The organism is Desulfonatronospira thiodismutans ASO3-1 (assembly GCF_000174435.1).
Classification (GTDB): domain Bacteria; phylum Desulfobacterota; class Desulfovibrionia; order Desulfovibrionales; family Desulfonatronovibrionaceae; genus Desulfonatronospira; species Desulfonatronospira thiodismutans.
In genome coordinates, this window is record NZ_ACJN02000001.1 from 1,232,471 (window position 1) to 1,248,155 (window position 15,685).

At 54.5% G+C, this 15,685-nt stretch carries 11 protein-coding genes and 1 other RNA gene; 5 read left to right on the plus strand and 7 right to left on the minus strand.

Annotated elements, in window-relative coordinates; all coding sequences use genetic code 11:
* Positions 1–4: 4 nt before the first annotated feature.
* Positions 5–1,111: a geranylgeranyl reductase family protein gene (locus tag DTHIO_RS05735; protein WP_008869402.1), complete on the minus strand. Its 1,107-nt coding sequence runs from the start codon at positions 1,109–1,111 to the stop codon at positions 5–7.
* Between the two features lie 801 nt (positions 1,112–1,912).
* Here DTHIO_RS05735 and DTHIO_RS05740 point away from each other — a divergent pair.
* The 5 genes from DTHIO_RS05740 (at position 1,913) to DTHIO_RS05755 (ending at position 6,643) form a co-directional block, all read left to right on the plus strand.
* Positions 1,913–2,482 carry a ferritin-like domain-containing protein gene (locus DTHIO_RS05740; RefSeq protein ID WP_008869403.1) on the plus strand — a complete coding sequence of 190 codons (570 nt, stop codon included), beginning with the start codon at positions 1,913–1,915 and terminating at the stop codon, positions 2,480–2,482.
* Positions 2,483–2,515: 33 nt separating this feature from the next.
* Positions 2,516–4,342: a sensor histidine kinase gene (locus DTHIO_RS19565; RefSeq protein ID WP_008869404.1), complete on the plus strand. Its 1,827-nt coding sequence runs from the start codon at positions 2,516–2,518 to the stop codon at positions 4,340–4,342.
* A gap of 148 nt (positions 4,343–4,490) precedes the next feature.
* Positions 4,491–4,586, plus strand: an RNA gene (ffs, locus tag DTHIO_RS19600) — signal recognition particle sRNA small type.
* Positions 4,587–4,705: 119 nt separating this feature from the next.
* Positions 4,706–5,089, plus strand: coding sequence for a pyridoxamine 5'-phosphate oxidase family protein (locus DTHIO_RS05750; protein WP_008869405.1), 384 nt, complete (start codon positions 4,706–4,708; stop codon positions 5,087–5,089).
* 18 nt (positions 5,090–5,107) lie between these two features.
* Positions 5,108–6,643, plus strand: a complete 1,536-nt coding sequence (locus DTHIO_RS05755) for an SDR family oxidoreductase (protein ID WP_008869406.1) — start codon at positions 5,108–5,110, stop codon at positions 6,641–6,643.
* Here the strand turns inward: DTHIO_RS05755 and DTHIO_RS05760 are convergent.
* The 6 genes from DTHIO_RS05760 to mutS all read right to left on the minus strand — a co-directional run bounded on the left by DTHIO_RS05760 (position 6,637) and on the right by mutS (position 15,671).
* Positions 6,637–7,101, minus strand: coding sequence for a 23S rRNA (pseudouridine(1915)-N(3))-methyltransferase RlmH (locus DTHIO_RS05760; protein WP_008869407.1), 465 nt, complete (start codon positions 7,099–7,101; stop codon positions 6,637–6,639). The two genes, DTHIO_RS05755 and DTHIO_RS05760, sit on opposite strands and share 7 nt — an antisense overlap.
* Positions 7,102–7,114: 13 nt before the next feature.
* Positions 7,115–9,193 (minus strand): succinate--CoA ligase subunit alpha, encoded by a 2,079-nt coding sequence (gene sucD / locus DTHIO_RS05765; RefSeq protein ID WP_008869408.1) that lies wholly within the window; start codon positions 9,191–9,193, stop codon positions 7,115–7,117.
* Positions 9,194–9,916: 723 nt separating this feature from the next.
* A complete protein-coding gene (gene lysA / locus DTHIO_RS05770; RefSeq protein WP_008869409.1) occupies positions 9,917–11,164 on the minus strand; it encodes a diaminopimelate decarboxylase in 1,248 nt (415 codons plus the stop codon).
* Between the two features lie 468 nt (positions 11,165–11,632).
* A complete protein-coding gene (locus DTHIO_RS19570) occupies positions 11,633–12,052 on the minus strand; it encodes a hypothetical protein (RefSeq protein ID WP_008869410.1) in 420 nt (139 codons plus the stop codon).
* Between the two features lie 50 nt (positions 12,053–12,102).
* Complete coding sequence (locus DTHIO_RS05780) at positions 12,103–12,333, minus strand: hypothetical protein (protein ID WP_008869411.1); 231 nt, start codon at positions 12,331–12,333, stop codon at positions 12,103–12,105.
* 635 nt (positions 12,334–12,968) lie between these two features.
* A complete protein-coding gene (gene mutS, locus DTHIO_RS05785) occupies positions 12,969–15,671 on the minus strand; it encodes a DNA mismatch repair protein MutS (RefSeq protein ID WP_050775139.1) in 2,703 nt (900 codons plus the stop codon).
* Positions 15,672–15,685 lie beyond the last annotated feature (14 nt).

Below are 15,685 nucleotides of genomic sequence, written 5' to 3' on the forward strand. Positions count from 1 at the left end.
GGTTTTACCTTTTATGTATCATGTGCTCCAGGCGGGGCAGGATAAAATCAAGGCAGGGACGCAGGGAGCGTAACTGCAGCAGGGGCAGCAGCCCCAGACCGGCCTTGCGCATGAACCATTTAATACGCATATCCCTGATTATATCCGACAGCAGGCTGGAATACACATCCGCAGTCCTGTCATTCCTGGACCAGCACTCCTCAACGGCCCTGGCTGCCAGCCCGCCTGTGGCGTGTGCATAGTAAATCCCTTCCCCCAGGAGGGGATCAGCCATTCCGGCTGCATCTCCCAGGAGCAGAATATTCTGAAATCCAGGGGTCTTTTCATAGTCCCCGTAAGGCAGGACATGCCCCCTGATTTCCTTTTCATCCAGATGAACTCCTTGCCCGGCAAGCAGATCCAGCATAATCTTTCTGAGCTCGCGGCCGTCCTTGACCACAGCCGAGCAGATGCCCAATCTCTGCCTTGAGGCCCCGGGAAAGGACCAGGCATAGCCATCCGGGACAATGCCTGTAAAAAGCTCCGGAAAATCGGGAAAGCCTGCCTGTTGCCTGGATACAAAAGTCTCTAAGGCCAGGGCTGAGCCTTTGCTCCAGGGAGGACGGACCACCTTTTCCAGGGCCAGGGTCTTGCGCACCCGGCTGGATCCGCCGTCCGCACCCAGGATGAAACGTCCCCTGAACACCCTGCCGTTTTTGGCAGTAACCCGGGATTCAGGAATGTCCACCCGGACGATCTGTTCCCTGTATACAGAAGCCCCTGTTTCCCTGACCTTTTCATGCCACAGCTGGTCATAGCTTTCCCTGTCCACCAGGACGTAGGAATACTTAGAACTGCCTGTGTATAAGCGTTTTTTCCCAGTACTTATGGCATACTGACTGGAAACATGTCTTATGATATCCCTCTTTTTAAGCTCATGAGCAAGTTCAGGATAAAATAAGCTGCACTGGTCAAGGGTCTTTTGGGTGAGCATGCCGGCGCAGAGCTTGAACCTGGGAAAGGATTTCTTGTCCAGGACGGCGACATCCATTCCCTTTGCGGCCAGCAACAGCGCAGCAGTGGCTCCAGCGGGGCCGCAGCCGATAATTATGACGTCATACAGTTTGCTCATGGCTTTATTCTGATTTTGGAAGCTTCTTATCCTAACGAGGTCAATGCCCGCAAACCAATGGCATAGAGTGGGGCTTAACTCTTCTCTTATCGTTCCCACGCTCTGCGTGGGAACGTTTTTTGATCCAGCACTCACTTTTGACAATGAAGAATTACCAAGTAAATAATAGTATTCAAAGTGAGTGCTGGATAAAAACTGAAACTACCCATTTTGAGTTTGACTTGAATTGGGTAAAAAGTTTTGCTCAATCCCGAGAATTTATCTTTTAGTCTGCAAAAGAGCAAGTCCCGAGACCACCACCCCAGCCAAGAGTTTAAACTTGCCACTGCTTTTTTAAAATATTAGACAGTGACTTACTCTTGAAACCCTGCTTGTCATGCCGTTGGCGTGATAAATCTTCTTCCAATACACTGGGGTCATAAAAAACAAGAAAAATTTTGAACCGCGCAAACCACGCCAGGCGCGTGGCAGGCCAGGCGCTAAGTACACAAAATTAAAGACGCGAAGCAGATCTATTATCCAAAACCGGGACACGGTATTTTACAAGGCCGCCTTCCTTTGCGCTTTACCTGCCCCGCTAAACAGGCGTTATTCTCCTTTACTAACTGGTTTAACCGGGGCATCTTTAGTGAGTCTTTTTACCCAGTTGAATACACGAAGTGTAGGCGCAGCCATTCAACATGGGCGAACAGGCGGTTAAGGTGTCTTTTTTTGGGTTGCGGGCATAGCCCGCTTCAGGCAAAGCTCTATTTCATGATAAACAGCAATAAGATACCCGGGTTTTAAAAGGAGGATTTTCCCGTGAGCCAAAAAGCAGACAGACACAAGAATCTACCCCATCCCATGCGCATAACCAACCAGGTCCTCTCCCGCCGCAGTCTATTGCGCACCGGAGCCGGGGCCCTGGGCATTTTCCTGGCCGCCCCCGGTCTGACCTGGGCCTCACCAGGTGACACCAGGCAATCTGAAGAGGCCATAGAGCTCATGATTCTCGCCCTGCAGCATGAACACGGAGCCTTTGTCCAGTACGCCAACCACGCTGCCCTGCTGTCCATGTGGCTGGAAGAGGACCTCACCCGGACCTATGAGACAATCATAGCCGACGAAGTAAGCCATGCCATCTCCCTGGTCACAGCTCTTAAAAAGTCCGGGGCTGAACCCACTCTTGCTGTCTGGCCCGCCAGAAGCGGGGACGATCCCGGAACCCTTCTTCGCCAGGACATTGCCGCAGAAGAAAACGCAGTGGAAATCTACCGGCGGATCATTGACCTGGACATTTCCTCCGGGCTGCGCACTGAGCTGGAGAAAATCCTGAAAGCTGAGAAGGCCCACCAGGAAGTCTTTGAAGAACTTCTGAGCCGGGCCGGGTAGACATTCAGGGCCGGGCACTATACAAATCCATCCATGAAAAACACCCCGGAAGCTGAAAACACCGGCCTGCGCAACTCCCTGCGCTCCCGCATGGCCATCTGGATAGCCGCCCTGGCCTGCCTCTTTGCCCTGGCCGGCGCGGGGATAAGCCTGGCTGTGGGCTTTAACCTTCTGGACCGCGACTTCCAGCGCAATGTCCGTTCTCATATGCAGCTGGCCTCCATCTCCCTTAAAGCCCCGGTGCGGCAGATAGATTACCTGGAACTGCGCGACCAGGTCCAGGCCATCCTGGATTACCAGGGTATAACCGGGGTGCGCATCATGGACCACAACCGGGAAATACTCCATGAAGACGGAGAGTTCACCCGGACCATCCTCCAGGAGGACATAACCTCCGGACAGGAAACCCTTGGATACATAGAAGTCTCCTTTTCCCGGGACAGCCTTCTCTCCAACATGCTGTTCATTTTCTACACCGGCCTGGGCCTGCTTTTACTTCTGGTCCCCGGTTTCATCTTCCTGACATGGAGGCTCAGCGGTTACTATCTGCAGGATCTGTCCCACCTCACCCGCTGCATCAAGGAGAACACCTGCCAGGAACTTCCCCAGTACCCGGGACTGCAGAGAAAAGACGAGGTGGGCCTTCTGGCCTGGGCCCTCAAACACCGGGACCAGGACCTGACCAGATACCACCTGGAACTGGACAATTACAAAAACCACCTGGAAGACATGGTGGAAAAGCGCACCCAGGAGCTCAAGCGCTCCCAGATGCTTAAGCAGACCATTCTAAACAGCATCCCCGACGCCATAGCCCTGATAAATACCGCAGATCTGACCATCCAGGACGTAAACACCGCGTTTCTGGAGCGCTTCGGCCTGGAGCGCAGCCAGGTCCTGGGCAGGCACTGCTACAATATCATGTACGGCTATCAGGAGCCCTGCCACCACTACGACATGCTCTGCCCCATAAATGAATACGTACAGCACGGCAAACCCTGTGTCACCGAACATCGCCACTACAATCACAAAAACGAGATCATACACGTTGAGGTTGCGGCCTGGCCGGTTTTTGAGGAAAACGGGCACGTGGAGCAACTGGTCCATGTCAGCCGGGACATTACCCAGAAAAAGAAAGTAGAAGAATTAAGAGAGGATGTGGAGCGCATTGTCCGTCATGACCTCAAGACCCCGCTAAACGGTGTCATCGGCATGGCCGAACTTTTAACCGAAGATGAGGACATGAATTCAGAGCAGCGCGAGTTTGCAGGTCATATCCTGGAATCAGGCAGACGAATGCTGCACATGATCAATCACTCCCTGGATCTTTACAAAATGGAGGAAGGCACCTACCAGATGCGGCCTGAAAGCTTTGATCTGCAGGAACTACTCCAGCACCTCAGGCAGGAAACCTCCAGAATCAGGAAATACAAAGACCTGCAGCTGAACTTTTTTCTCAACGGCGAACCACTGCAAGAAGACCGGCAAATCCCGGTATTAGGAGAAAAGACCAATATACAGTCCATGCTGGCCAATCTGATTACCAACGCCATAGAGGCCGCTCCGGAAAGTTCGCAGGTAACTGTAAGCATCCAGCAGTATGCGGAGTATATGCATATAGACATCCACAATTACGGAACAGTACCTCAAGAGATCCGGGAGAGATTCTTTGAACGTTACGCCACTTCCGGCAAAACCAAGGGCACCGGTCTGGGCACCTTCAGTGCCAGGCTCATCGCCCGCTCCCACGGTGGAGATATTGATTTCAGCACTTCAGAGGACAAAGGCACCCATGTCCGGGTCAAGCTGCCATTAACCCCCCTTGACCATCAGCTGGACAGGACTGCAGACATGATACAGTGACCAGTTTATGCCTTGCCCGGTCCTTGACAAAGCTGCCTTTTCTGTGACAAATTTATTGTTTGCATTTAAGGATGCACTTTCTTAAACTGTTTTCTTAACATGCCTCTTGCTTCACCATTTCCCTGCCATGCTTCAAGCAGGAAAACCAGGAGGGAAGCCGGGCGGCAGGGACACTGCCAATCCCGTCAGGCCCGAAAGGGAGCAGCGGTAACAGCTGGACCTGGGTGCCCGGCTTCCCTGGCAGGGGCGTCCAGCACTTACTTTTAGACTGAGGCTTTAGATCAGAGCAGTTAAATTAAAACTAAAAGTAAGTGCTGGACGCCCCTGCTTTTTTATCCCCCCTACCTTAAAGGAGAATATCCCATGGAACTCAAGGAATACTTCGAAAACACCAAAGGGACCGGTGTGTTGTCCACCGCAGACAGCCAGGGTAATGTGGACTGTGCCATCTATGCCAGGCCACATGTGATGCAGGACGGCAACATCGCCCTGATCATGCGCCACCGCCTTTCCCGGCAGAACCTGCAGTCCAACCCCAGGGCAGCTTACATGTTTATCGAGCAGGGACCTGGATACAAAGGCAAGCGTTTTTTTCTCACCAAAACCGGCGAAGAGCAGGATCAGGAGAAAATCCAGTCCATGAGCAGGCGCTCCTCCCACGCCGATCAGGACCTGAACCCCGAGCCCAGGTCTCTGGTATATTTCCGCATTGAAAAGGAATTGCCCCTGGTGGGTTCCGGCGAATAAGTCTACAAGGAGGTGATCATGGACCAGGCACAGACGCAAAAGGTCCTGGTGCTGGGTGCCAGTGGCTACGTAGGGGGCAGGCTGGTCCCCCTTCTTCTGGAAAAAGGCTTTCAGGTCCGGGCCGCCGCCAGGAACACGGACAAGCTCTCCTGCAGGGATTATGCTTCTCACCCGGGCTTTGAGCCCTTCAGGGTGGACGTCATGGACCAGGACAGCCTGGATAAGGCCTGCCAGGGCTGCCGGGCGGCGTTTTACCTGGTGCACTCCATGGGCCCGGACAAGGACAAAAAAAGCGACTTCGAGTCCAAAGACAGGCAGGCCGCCCGCAACATGGTGGCCGCCTCTGAAAAGGCCGGCCTGAAGCAGATCATCTACCTTGGCGGCCTGGGCGAGGACGACGAAGACCTTAGCCACCACCTCAAGTCCAGGCTGGAAGTGGGCCGGATCCTGCAGGACTCCAGTGTTCCCCTCACCTTTCTCAAGGCCGCCATGATCCTTGGTTCCGGCAGCGCCTCCTTTGAAATCATGCGCTACCTGGTGGAGCGCCTGCCGGTGATGATCACCCCCACCTGGGTGCATACCGACTGCCAGCCCATCGCCATAACCAACGTCCTGGGCTACCTGGCCGGAAGCCTGGACAACCCGGACGCCATGGGCAAAAGCTTTGACATCGGCGGACCGGATATCCTGAGCTATGCCAAGCTCTTTCAGATTTACGCCGGGGAAGCCGGCCTGGCCCCCAGGCTGATAATCCCGGTACCCGTCCTGAGCCCCAGACTCAGTTCCTACTGGATTCACCTGGTTACCCCGGTCCCCGCAAGCATTGCCGCTCCCCTGGCCCAAGGGCTGAAAAACACCGTTGTCTGCCGGGAAAACACCATCCGGGAAGTCATCCCCCAGGAGCTTGTCTCCTGCAGGGAAGCCATAAAAAGGGCCCTGGAGCATTCCGGACGGGACCGGGACAGTACCTGCTGGCGCGACGCCGGGGAAATAAGTGTTCCCGAATGGACCACCTGCTCGGATTCCCGGTATGCCGGCGGAAGCATTTATGAAATCGCCTACCAGGTGCACCTTGGTGCTCCCCCTGAAAAAGTCTGGCCGGTAATCGAGGGCATCGGAGGGGAAAACGGCTGGTACTACGCCAATTCTTTGTGGCGCTTAAGGGGATTGGCGGACAAGATTATGGGCGGCTCAGGCTACCGTAAGGGACGCCGGTCCCGGGAAGAACTACGCTTCGGAGACACGGTGGACTTCTGGAAGGTCATCCAGGTGCAGAAAAACGAGCATCTGAAACTTTTGGCGGAAATGAAAATGCCCGGGGAAGCCACGCTGGAGTTTGAACTCCAGCCCGAGGGAACCAGCCGGAGCATCCTGGTGCAGAGAACCAGGTTTTACCCCAGAGGACTTCCAGGCATCGCCTACTGGAAAAGTCTGGTACCCTTTCACAACCAGCTTTTTAAAGGCATGCTCAGGGGCATATCCAGAAAAACCGGGGCACGCATCATAAAAGGCCCCATTCGGGCTGGAAAAAAGGACAGCTGCCGCATTCAGTGATGATACGGATGCCCCCTGCTTATGCACTGAGCCCGGTAAATCTGCTCCATTAATACCACTGCAGCCAGCTCATGGGGCAAGGTCATGGGTCCCAGGCCAATGAGCCTGTCCGCCCTGGAGCGCACGTTTTCAGACAGCCCATAAGCCCCGCCCACTACGAAGCAGGGCACACATCCGGGATCTTCCTCCCATCTGCTCAGTTCCCGGGCCATGGAACCGGACCCAAGGGCTGTGCCTTTTTCATCCATGACCAGAAGCAAATCCCTGGGACCTAACCTGGCCAGGATATTTTCGCCTTCCTTTTGCATGCGCAGGTCTGGATCCCTGTGCCGCACCTCTTTTACCTCCACCACTTCCGCCTGGGTCACTTTCCTGACCCGCTGGAGATAAAAGTCAAAGGCCTCCCGGAAAAATCCCTTTTGAAACCTGCCCACCAGCACAATTTTAATCCCGCGCATATTCCCGGAGGCCTTACAGAACCTTTTCCACCATTGCAGGTATGGAGGCCAGATCAGGGCAGATGGTTATGCCGCATTCATGCATGACCTGCAGCTTGGCCCGGATCCCGCCGGAGTGCTCATCCAGGATGGCCCCGGCATGGCCCAGCCTTTTGCCCGGAGGAGCCGTCTGCCCGGCCACAAAGCCCAGTACCGGTTTGTCGAATCCCATCTCGTCCAGCTCCCGGGCCAGGTCCTCCTCGGCTGTACCCCCGATCTCCCCCAGCACCAGTACGGCCCGGCAGGCCGGGTCTCTTTGCAGCAGGGGAAAAATATCCCTGAAATCCAGGCCCACGTACGGGTCCCCGCCCACACCCAGGCACATGCACTGCCCCATGCCGGCGCTGGTCAGAGACTGGACGCACTCATAGGTCAGGGTGCCGCTTCTGGATAAAATCGCCACCGGCCCCCGGGAAAAGATGGAGGCCGGCATGATGCCCAGCTTGGTCTGTCCCGGAACCATTATCCCCGGAGTATTGGGGCCCACCAGCCTGGTGCCGGACCTGCGGATGGCCGGCAACAGTCTCATCATATCCTGCTGCGGGATGCCCTCGGTGATGCACACCACCCAGGGGATGTGCATGTCCACGGCTTCCATGACAGCATCCGCAGCCGCTGCTCCGGGGACAAATATAACCGAGGCCTGGATATCATGCTCCATACAGGCCTTGTGCACACTGTCAAAGACCGGCACACCCTCCACATGGCTTCCGCCCTTGAAGGGGGTAACCCCGGCCACTATCCTGGTGCCGAAGTTCTGCATTTCCCGGGCATGCAGCATGCCCTCACGCCCGGTTATGCCCTGAACCAGCACCGGGGTATTTTTGTTCAGGGGAAAAGGCGCAGGCTCATTTTTTTTCGGAGTTCTCTTTTTTTCCTGTGCAGGGGGAAACTCAATGCGCTGGAACTTCTGCCCGCCCCCCGGGCTGGAACTTAGTTCTTTCAAAGCTTCCAGGGCCCGGGCAAGATCCTGGACATAATAAATATTGTCTGCATTCAGCCCCTGGATGATCCTGCCCGCCTCCCGGGCCTTGAAACCGGAAAAACGAACCACCATGGGCCTGGCAACGGATGCCTCCTCCAGGGCTGCAGCCAGGGCCAGAGCCACTTTTTCACAGGAAAGAATGCCGCCGAAAATATTTATAAAGACCAGTTCCACCCCGGGATCATTAAAAAGAATATCCAGGGCCCTGGATATGCGCTCCTGGTCGGCCCCTCCACCCAGATCCAGAAAATTGGCCGCCGGAACACCGGAAAAATTGAGTAAATCCATGGTGGCCATGGCCAGTCCGGCACCGTTGACCACCATGCCCACCCTGCCGTCCAGCCTGTGGTAGCTGAGTCCTGCTTCCCCGGCCAGTCTTTCCTGCTCTCCCAGGTGTTCCGGGACATGATAACCCAGAAGCCCCCTGTTTATCTGCACGTAGTTGTCGTCCAGCTCCACCTTGCCGTCTAAGGCTGTGAGCTCTTGTCCGCCGGTGAGTACCAGGGGGTTTATCTCCGCCAGCAGCAGGCGGTTCCTGGTGAAGGCCGTGTATAGATTTTTCAGAAGCCCGGAAAAGGATCTAAACATGCTCTTGTCCAGATCCAGGTGAAAAAAGACCCGGCGTATCTGAAAGTCATGCAGCCCCAGGCCCGGATCCAGGGTCAGGGACAGGATATTGTCCCTGCCGCTGGACTCGATATCCACCCCGCCGGTGCGCCCGGCGGTGAGCACCAGGCTTTTTTGCTGCCTGTCCAGGGTCATGGACAGATACATTTCCCGCTGGATATGGCTGGCCGGCTCCACCCGGACAAAGGGCACGCTTTCGCCCTTTATCTGCATCCCCAGAATCTGCCGGGCAGCAGTCTCGAATTCCTCCCGGTTTTGCACAACTCTGACTCCCCCGGCCTTGCCCCGTCCACCGGTGAGAACCATGGCCTTGACCACCCAGGGAAATTCAAATTCCGGGGCAAAATCCCTTATATCTCCGGGCCCGATCATCTCCCCCCGGGGCACCAGAATCCCGGCCCCCTTCAACAGCTCTTTGCTCATATGTTCATTGAGCTTCATATATTTCTCCAAAAACAAGTTATCTGCTAATCAGGTCCTGATGATCTTAGAAACAGTTGATGACTGCTCATTTCTGTGCTCAAAAAATAAGGGTGAGGTAAAAAACTGATTATCGAACCACCCCCAACCCCTCCTTAACCAAGGAGGGGAGCAGATCGAGGCATGGAAACACTCTGTCGCAAGCATCTGTCTAAATACTCCGTCTGGATCTTGATCAAACTTCCACCACCCAAATAGTCCAAGCCACGGTACAACTCCCCTCCTTAGCCAAGGAGGGGACGGGGGTGGTTGTATGAGATCCCTTCCTTATAAACATTCCAGAAGCCCACCAACCAAGTAAATCCAGGCCACGGTACAACTCCCCTCCTTAGCCAAGGAGGGGTCGGGGGTGGTTGTATGAACTCCCTTCCCTATATACATTCCATAAGCCCGCCGCCCAAGCAAGTCCAAGCCACGGTACAACTCCCCTCCTTAGCCAAGGAGGGGTCGGGGGTGGTTGTATGAGATCCCTTCCTTATAAACATTCCAGAAGCCCACCAACCAAGTAAATCCAGGCCACGGTGCAGCTCCCCTCCTTAGCCAAGGAGGGGACGGGGGTGGTTGTATGAGATCCCTTCCTTATAAACATTCCAGAAGCCCACCAACCAAGTAAATCCAGGCCACGGTGCAGCTCCCCTCCTTAGCCAAGGAGGGGTCGGGGGTGGTTGTATGAGATCCCTTCCTTTAAAAACACTGCTCTTCCAGCTGCAGGAGATCAAAGTAGACTTCCCTGCGCCTGGCCAGTACGGCTTGGTCATTGTCCACTAAGACCTCGGCCGGGCGGGGCCTGGAGTTGTACTGCGAGGCCATGGTGAACCCGTAAGCCCCGGCCGAATGCACAGCCAGGAGGTCGTCCTGTTCGAGCCGTGGAAGTTCCCTGCCCTGGGCCAGAAAATCCCCGGTCTCGCAGATGGGTCCCACCACGTCCGCGGTATAAAGACGTCCGCTTTTTTCCTGTACCGGCTCTATACGGTGGTATGAACCATACAATGACGGCCGCATCAGATCGTTCATGGCGGCATCCACAATTACAAAATTCTTGGAAGGCGTTCCCTTGGTATAGAGCACCCTGGTGACCATGATCCCGGCATTACCGGCAATGACCCGTCCCGGCTCCAGGATCAGGGTCAGGTCCGTGTCTTTTAGGCTTTCCTTTACCGCGCGGCCGAATTCCGCCGGGTGAGGAGGTTCTTCCTGGTCATAGGTAATGCCCAGGCCGCCGCCCAGGTCCAGATACTTTATATCAAGCCCCAGCTCCTGAAGCCGGCCATAAAAAGACTTGATGCGCTCCAGGGCCTCCAGGAAAGGTTCCACGCTGGTAAGCTGGGAACCGATATGGCAGTCGATTCCCACCGGCTCAATATTGGAAAGCTCTCTGGCCAGCTTGTAGGACTCCCAGGCCTGTTCCAGTTCCAGGCCGAACTTGTTCTTCTTGAGCCCGGTGGAGATATAGGGATGCGTCTGCGGATCCACGTCCGGATTGATGCGCAGGCTGATTCTGGCCTGCACTTCCATTTCCGAAGCCACCTGGTTGATCCTTTCCAGTTCCTGCCTGGACTCCACGTTGAACATAAGGATGTTGGAAAGCAGGGCTTCCCGGATTTCGTGCTCCCTTTTGCCCACCCCGGAATAAACTATCTTCTGCGGATCTATCCCGGCCTTGAGAGCCCGGAAAAGCTCTCCTCCGGAGACTATATCCACGCCTGCACCCATCTGACCCAAGAGCTTTAGTACGCAGATATTGGAATTTGCCTTGACCGAAAAACAGGTCATGTGTCTTGTGCCTTCAAAGGCGGAATCAAAGGCCTCGTAATGCCGACGCAGGGTCTTGGCGGAATAGACATAAAGCGGGGTGTCAAACTCCTGCACCAGTTCCTTGATACTTATATCCTCTGCATAAAGCTCGCCGTTTCTGTATTCAAAAAAATTCATTCTCTCTCCTGACTAAGTTTTTTAAAAATTTAGTGTAACTATTCAACCTCTGCTGAAGCTGAACTATATAAGGCGGGCATTGCCCGCAACCCAATAAAGAAAAGAGCTATTTGACAGGATTAACAGGATTAAGAGATGGATTAAGAGAAAAGTCATTTTGTCCTGGCCGGAAGCCAGGCCAAAAGGTTATCACTCCAGCACTCACTTTCTTCCGGCACTCATGAAGAAGAAAGTGAGTGCTGGATGGTTAATGCAATCTGCGGCTTCCGGCTTGCCCTGTGAAATTCCGCAGGACAGCGCAGCTGATTTCACCGGGGCCGCTGATTGCTTATCCTGTCAATCTATGCCTGCCACGCTTCTTTGGCGTGGTTAATCCTGTCTAAGGCCTGCCACGCGCAGCGCGTGGTTCTTATTTTTTGTGACATGGTCTCAGGATTAAGTCTAAACGTCATGGTTAATAATTACGCCTCAGTAAAGCTCTTTCACACTGGAGTGTACATCACCCAGATCCCGGTAAACATTCACCCCCGTGAGCCTCACCCTGTTGTACTTTTCCGGATCAAAACCGCAAAGGCTTACCTGCAGCAGGTCACCCTCCATGTGCACCTCTTGAGCACCCGGAGGCAGAACCTCACTAAAGGTAGCCATGAAAGGACACCCCGGGCAGGGTACAACTGACTCCTCCACCTCCAGGATCACCCCGGCCAGGTTCTGGTAGTTACCCTTCAATCGGGCCTGGATATGCAGGCACTCACCCTCAAGACGGGCCTGTTCAATCTTGATCTCAAAGCGTTCATCATCTGCTTCCGGCTCCGGCCAGACCTTCTTGCCGCATCCCGCACCCAGCACCAGAAGCACAACCAGACCCCAGTATATATATTTTTTCATGCCGCTTGTCCTTCTGAAACGCCTTTTTAAAACTGTTATGCCAGGCAAGCCTATACATCACTTCTCAAAAGATCTTTTCTAAGATCCTGCAGCGTTCCAAACTCAGACTTTTTTTCCCGGACAGCATGAAGCGTTTCTGCTGCGTTGGCTGCTATCTGCTCCCGTCTTTCTTCAGCCATACGCAATCTCAGAAGCTCAATGACTTCCCTTCTGTCCTCTATGGGCAAGGCCTCAATTGCATCTATTGCTGTTTGATAAGGAGTTTCTGAATAACTGGACATAGCCAAATCTCCTGTTGCAAATATAAGGATTTTTAAACTTCTATGGACCGCTTGTACTTTTTTCTCGGATCAGCGGGAACTAAAGTTCTGTAAACAAAACAACGTAACTAATCAGCACCTGCTAAAGCTGGACAATCTAAGCGCTCTTTGCGGTTCCATGGCCCGGGGGCTTTGCAAACTGGGCGTAAACTGTTTGAGCAACGCTTCCTTGGAGCTCGCCCTGTTAAACACCGCATAGCGGTCCTGCTTCTTATTGTTCCCACGCTCCGCGTGGGAACAATCTTCGGACGCTCCGCGTCCAAAATGACCGCAGGAGCGGTCGAAAAACGTTCCCACGCAGAGCGTGGGAACGATAAAAAACCAGACCCCAGTATATATATTTTTTCATGACGCTTGTCCTGCCGGGTAAAAATGTTATCAGTAATTGGTTATCTGCTTTTTACCTGATTACAAATAACTTCCAAGTAACCAGACTTTTTCCTCTACCCTGCGCGATAAAAGAGGCCCGCTCGGGACAATTTCATACAGCACGGTCTACTCCCCTCCTTGGTTAAGGAGGGGCCGGGGGTGGTTCGTTCTAAATGATCACTTCCTTATCCAGTTAGCCACAGGTTCGGCTGGAACACTGACCCTCTTCACCCAGCCTCTTTCTTCAACTCAGCCAGCAGGTTCAACGCCTCCAGCGGAGTCATGCTGTTGATATCCAGGCCGGCCAGCCTGCTCACCACCGGATGCTCTTCACCCTTTTTAACACCGTGCTTATCGTCATTATCCCCTGTATACTGCCCACTCTGCACATCCTCTTTGACCTTCTGCGCCGGCCCCATGGACATGCCCTGCTCAAACATGGTCTTTCTCTGTTCCCGGACCACAGACTTGCGTTCCTTCTGCCTCTCCAGGTCCTCCAGGATATTTCTGGCCCGGTCCACCACCCGATCCGGCACCCCGGCCAGCCTGGCCACCTCTATCCCGTAACTCTTGTCCGCCGGGCCCGGCACCAGGCGGCGCAGAAAAACTATTTCTTTTTTCCACTCCTTGACCGCGATATTGTAATTCTTGAGTACTGAAAATTCCTGCTCCAGCTTAGTCAGTTCATGGTAGTGAGTGGCAAACAGGGTCCTTATGCCCTCGTGCTTGCGGGCCAGTTCCTCCACCACGGCCCAGGCCAGGGCCAGGCCGTCATAGGTACTTGTACCCCGGCCGATCTCATCCAGGATGACTAAGCTTCTCCTGGTGGCCTGCCTGAGTATCCTGGCTGTCTCAGTCATTTCTACCATGAAAGTGCTCTGGCCCTGAGCCAGGTTGTCCGAAGCCCCCACCCGGGAGAATATCCTGTCACAAAGCCCGATACTTGCTTCTCTGGCCGGCACGAAAGAACCCATCTGGGCCAGGATGGCGATAATGGCCGTCTGCCTGAGCACTGTGGACTTGCCCGCCATATTGGGGCCGGTAATGAGCAGTATCCTGGTCGGATCCTCCAGGTACATATCATTGGGCACGTACCCGGAACGCCCCTGAATGGCCTCAATGGCCGGATGCCTGCCTTTTTTTATCTGCATGCCTATGTCTTTACTAAGCACCGGCCTGCTCCAGTTCCACTCCCGGGCCGCACTGGCCAGACCCTGCCAGTAGTCTATACGGGCCAGACAGGCGGACATCTTCTTCATCCTGCTTCCATGACCGGCCACAAACTGCCTGAGTTCACCGAAAAGATCCATTTCCCTGGACTTTCGCTGCTCTGCTGCGCTCAACATGCTGTTTTCCAGGTCTTTTAACTCCGGAGTCAGGTAGCGCTCCGAAGAAGCCAGGGTCTGACGGCGCTGGAAATGCTCCGGAACACTGTCCTTCACCGCCCTGGACAATTCGAAATAATAGCCGAACACCCGGTTATAGCCCAGCTTGAGCTTGGGCAGGTCATTTTGGGTGCGCTCTTTCTCCAGCAGTTCCTTGAGCTTGGATTCGCCGTGGTCCGTAAGCTCGATTAATTCGTCTAAGCGTGAATCATAACCGGATCTAAAAATACCGCCTTCGGTTATGAGGTGCGGGGGATTCTCCACTAAGGCCTTTTCCAGGGTAAAACAAAGGTCCTGCATGTCATCCCAGTTTTCCAGGGTCTTATTTACCAGGCCTGGCTTGTCCTGCATCCCCTGCAGGGCCTTTTTAATCCCCGGCAGGATCTGCAAAGAACGAAGCAGAGCCGCCAGGTCCTTGGGGTTGCACCTGTTCAGGGCAATGCGGGTGTTGAGCCTTTCCAGGTCGTAGGCCTGATCCAGCTCCAGGCGCAGCAGTTCGCGCAGGTTGTTGTCTTTGTAAAGACAGTCAACAGTTTGCTGGTTGTCATTTATAGGACCTGGCTCTTTCCAGGGCTGGCGCAGCCTGGTCTGAAGATATCTGGCCCCCATGGGGGTAAGAGTGCGGTCCAGGACATGCAGCAGAGTGCCCGGGCCTTTTTGCCCTCCCAGGGTCCGGAAAAGCTCCAGGTTGCGGATGGTCACCTCGTCCAGGTAAAGATACCTGGTCAGATTCATGGGCTTGAATGAAGCCAGGTGGGTCAGCTCTTTCTTGTGGGTCTGGACCATGTACATGAGGATGGCCCCGCAGGCCCGCACCAGGCAGGGCTTGTCCTCCAGGTCCAGCACCTGAAGAGAAACCGCCTGCTGTGAGCGAAGTATCATCTCCCTGGCCGAGCGCGGCTCAAAATATGAGCCTGCAGGGACAAAATTTATCCTGGGCTGCAGGCCCACATGGGCCCTGGGCGGTTCATATCCCTGGGCAACAAGTATTTCCGAAGGATTTATCTTCTGCAGCCACTGCCAGAGTTCGTCCTCATTTTTAAGCTCCAGCCCGGTCCATTCACCGGTGGAAAACTCGGCCCAGGCCAGCCCTCCCCTGCCCCTGGATGTATCCCAGAAAAGGGCTCCCAGGTAGTTGTTCTCCCGGGCCTCCAGGCTGCTGTCCTCCACCACCGTTCCCGGGGTGAGCACCCTGGTGACCTCCCTTTTGACCAGTCCTTTGGCCGCACCGGGGTCTTCCACCTGGTCGCAGACCGCCACTTTGTGTCCCTTTTCCAGGAGCTGGCGCAGGTATTCCTCGCAGGCATGATAAGGCACCCCGCACATGGGGACCTTTAACTCGGCATTGGGGTTGCGGGCGGTGAGGGTTATCTGGAGTTCCCGGGCAGCTGTTTCGGCATCTTCAAAAAAAAGCTCGTAAAAATCCCCCATGCGGAAAAAAAGCAGGCAGTCTGGATAGTCCTGCTTGATCTGCATATACTGCTCCAGCATTGGAGTCAGCTTTACGTTTTCAGGTATATTTTTCCAGCCGGATACTTGGGGCATCTGGTATTATTGCC

Coding starts and splice junctions, on each gene's coding strand:
- DTHIO_RS05780 (WP_008869411.1), bottom strand. CDS start 12,333: ATGTCCAGTTATTCAGAAACTCCTTATCAAACAGCAATAGATGCAATT.
- lysA (WP_008869409.1), bottom strand. CDS start 11,164: ATGAATTTTTTTGAATACAGAAACGGCGAGCTTTATGCAGAGGATATA.
- sucD (WP_008869408.1), bottom strand. CDS start 9,193: ATGAAGCTCAATGAACATATGAGCAAAGAGCTGTTGAAGGGGGCCGGG.
- DTHIO_RS05755 (WP_008869406.1), top strand. CDS start 5,108: ATGGACCAGGCACAGACGCAAAAGGTCCTGGTGCTGGGTGCCAGTGGC.
- DTHIO_RS05750 (WP_008869405.1), top strand. CDS start 4,706: ATGGAACTCAAGGAATACTTCGAAAACACCAAAGGGACCGGTGTGTTG.
- DTHIO_RS05735 (WP_008869402.1), bottom strand. CDS start 1,111: ATGAGCAAACTGTATGACGTCATAATTATCGGCTGCGGCCCCGCTGGA.
- DTHIO_RS19570 (WP_008869410.1), bottom strand. CDS start 12,052: ATGAAAAAATATATATACTGGGGTCTGGTTGTGCTTCTGGTGCTGGGT.
- mutS (WP_050775139.1), bottom strand. CDS start 15,671: ATGCCCCAAGTATCCGGCTGGAAAAATATACCTGAAAACGTAAAGCTG.
- DTHIO_RS19565 (WP_008869404.1), top strand. CDS start 2,516: ATGAAAAACACCCCGGAAGCTGAAAACACCGGCCTGCGCAACTCCCTG.
- DTHIO_RS05760 (WP_008869407.1), bottom strand. CDS start 7,101: ATGCGCGGGATTAAAATTGTGCTGGTGGGCAGGTTTCAAAAGGGATTT.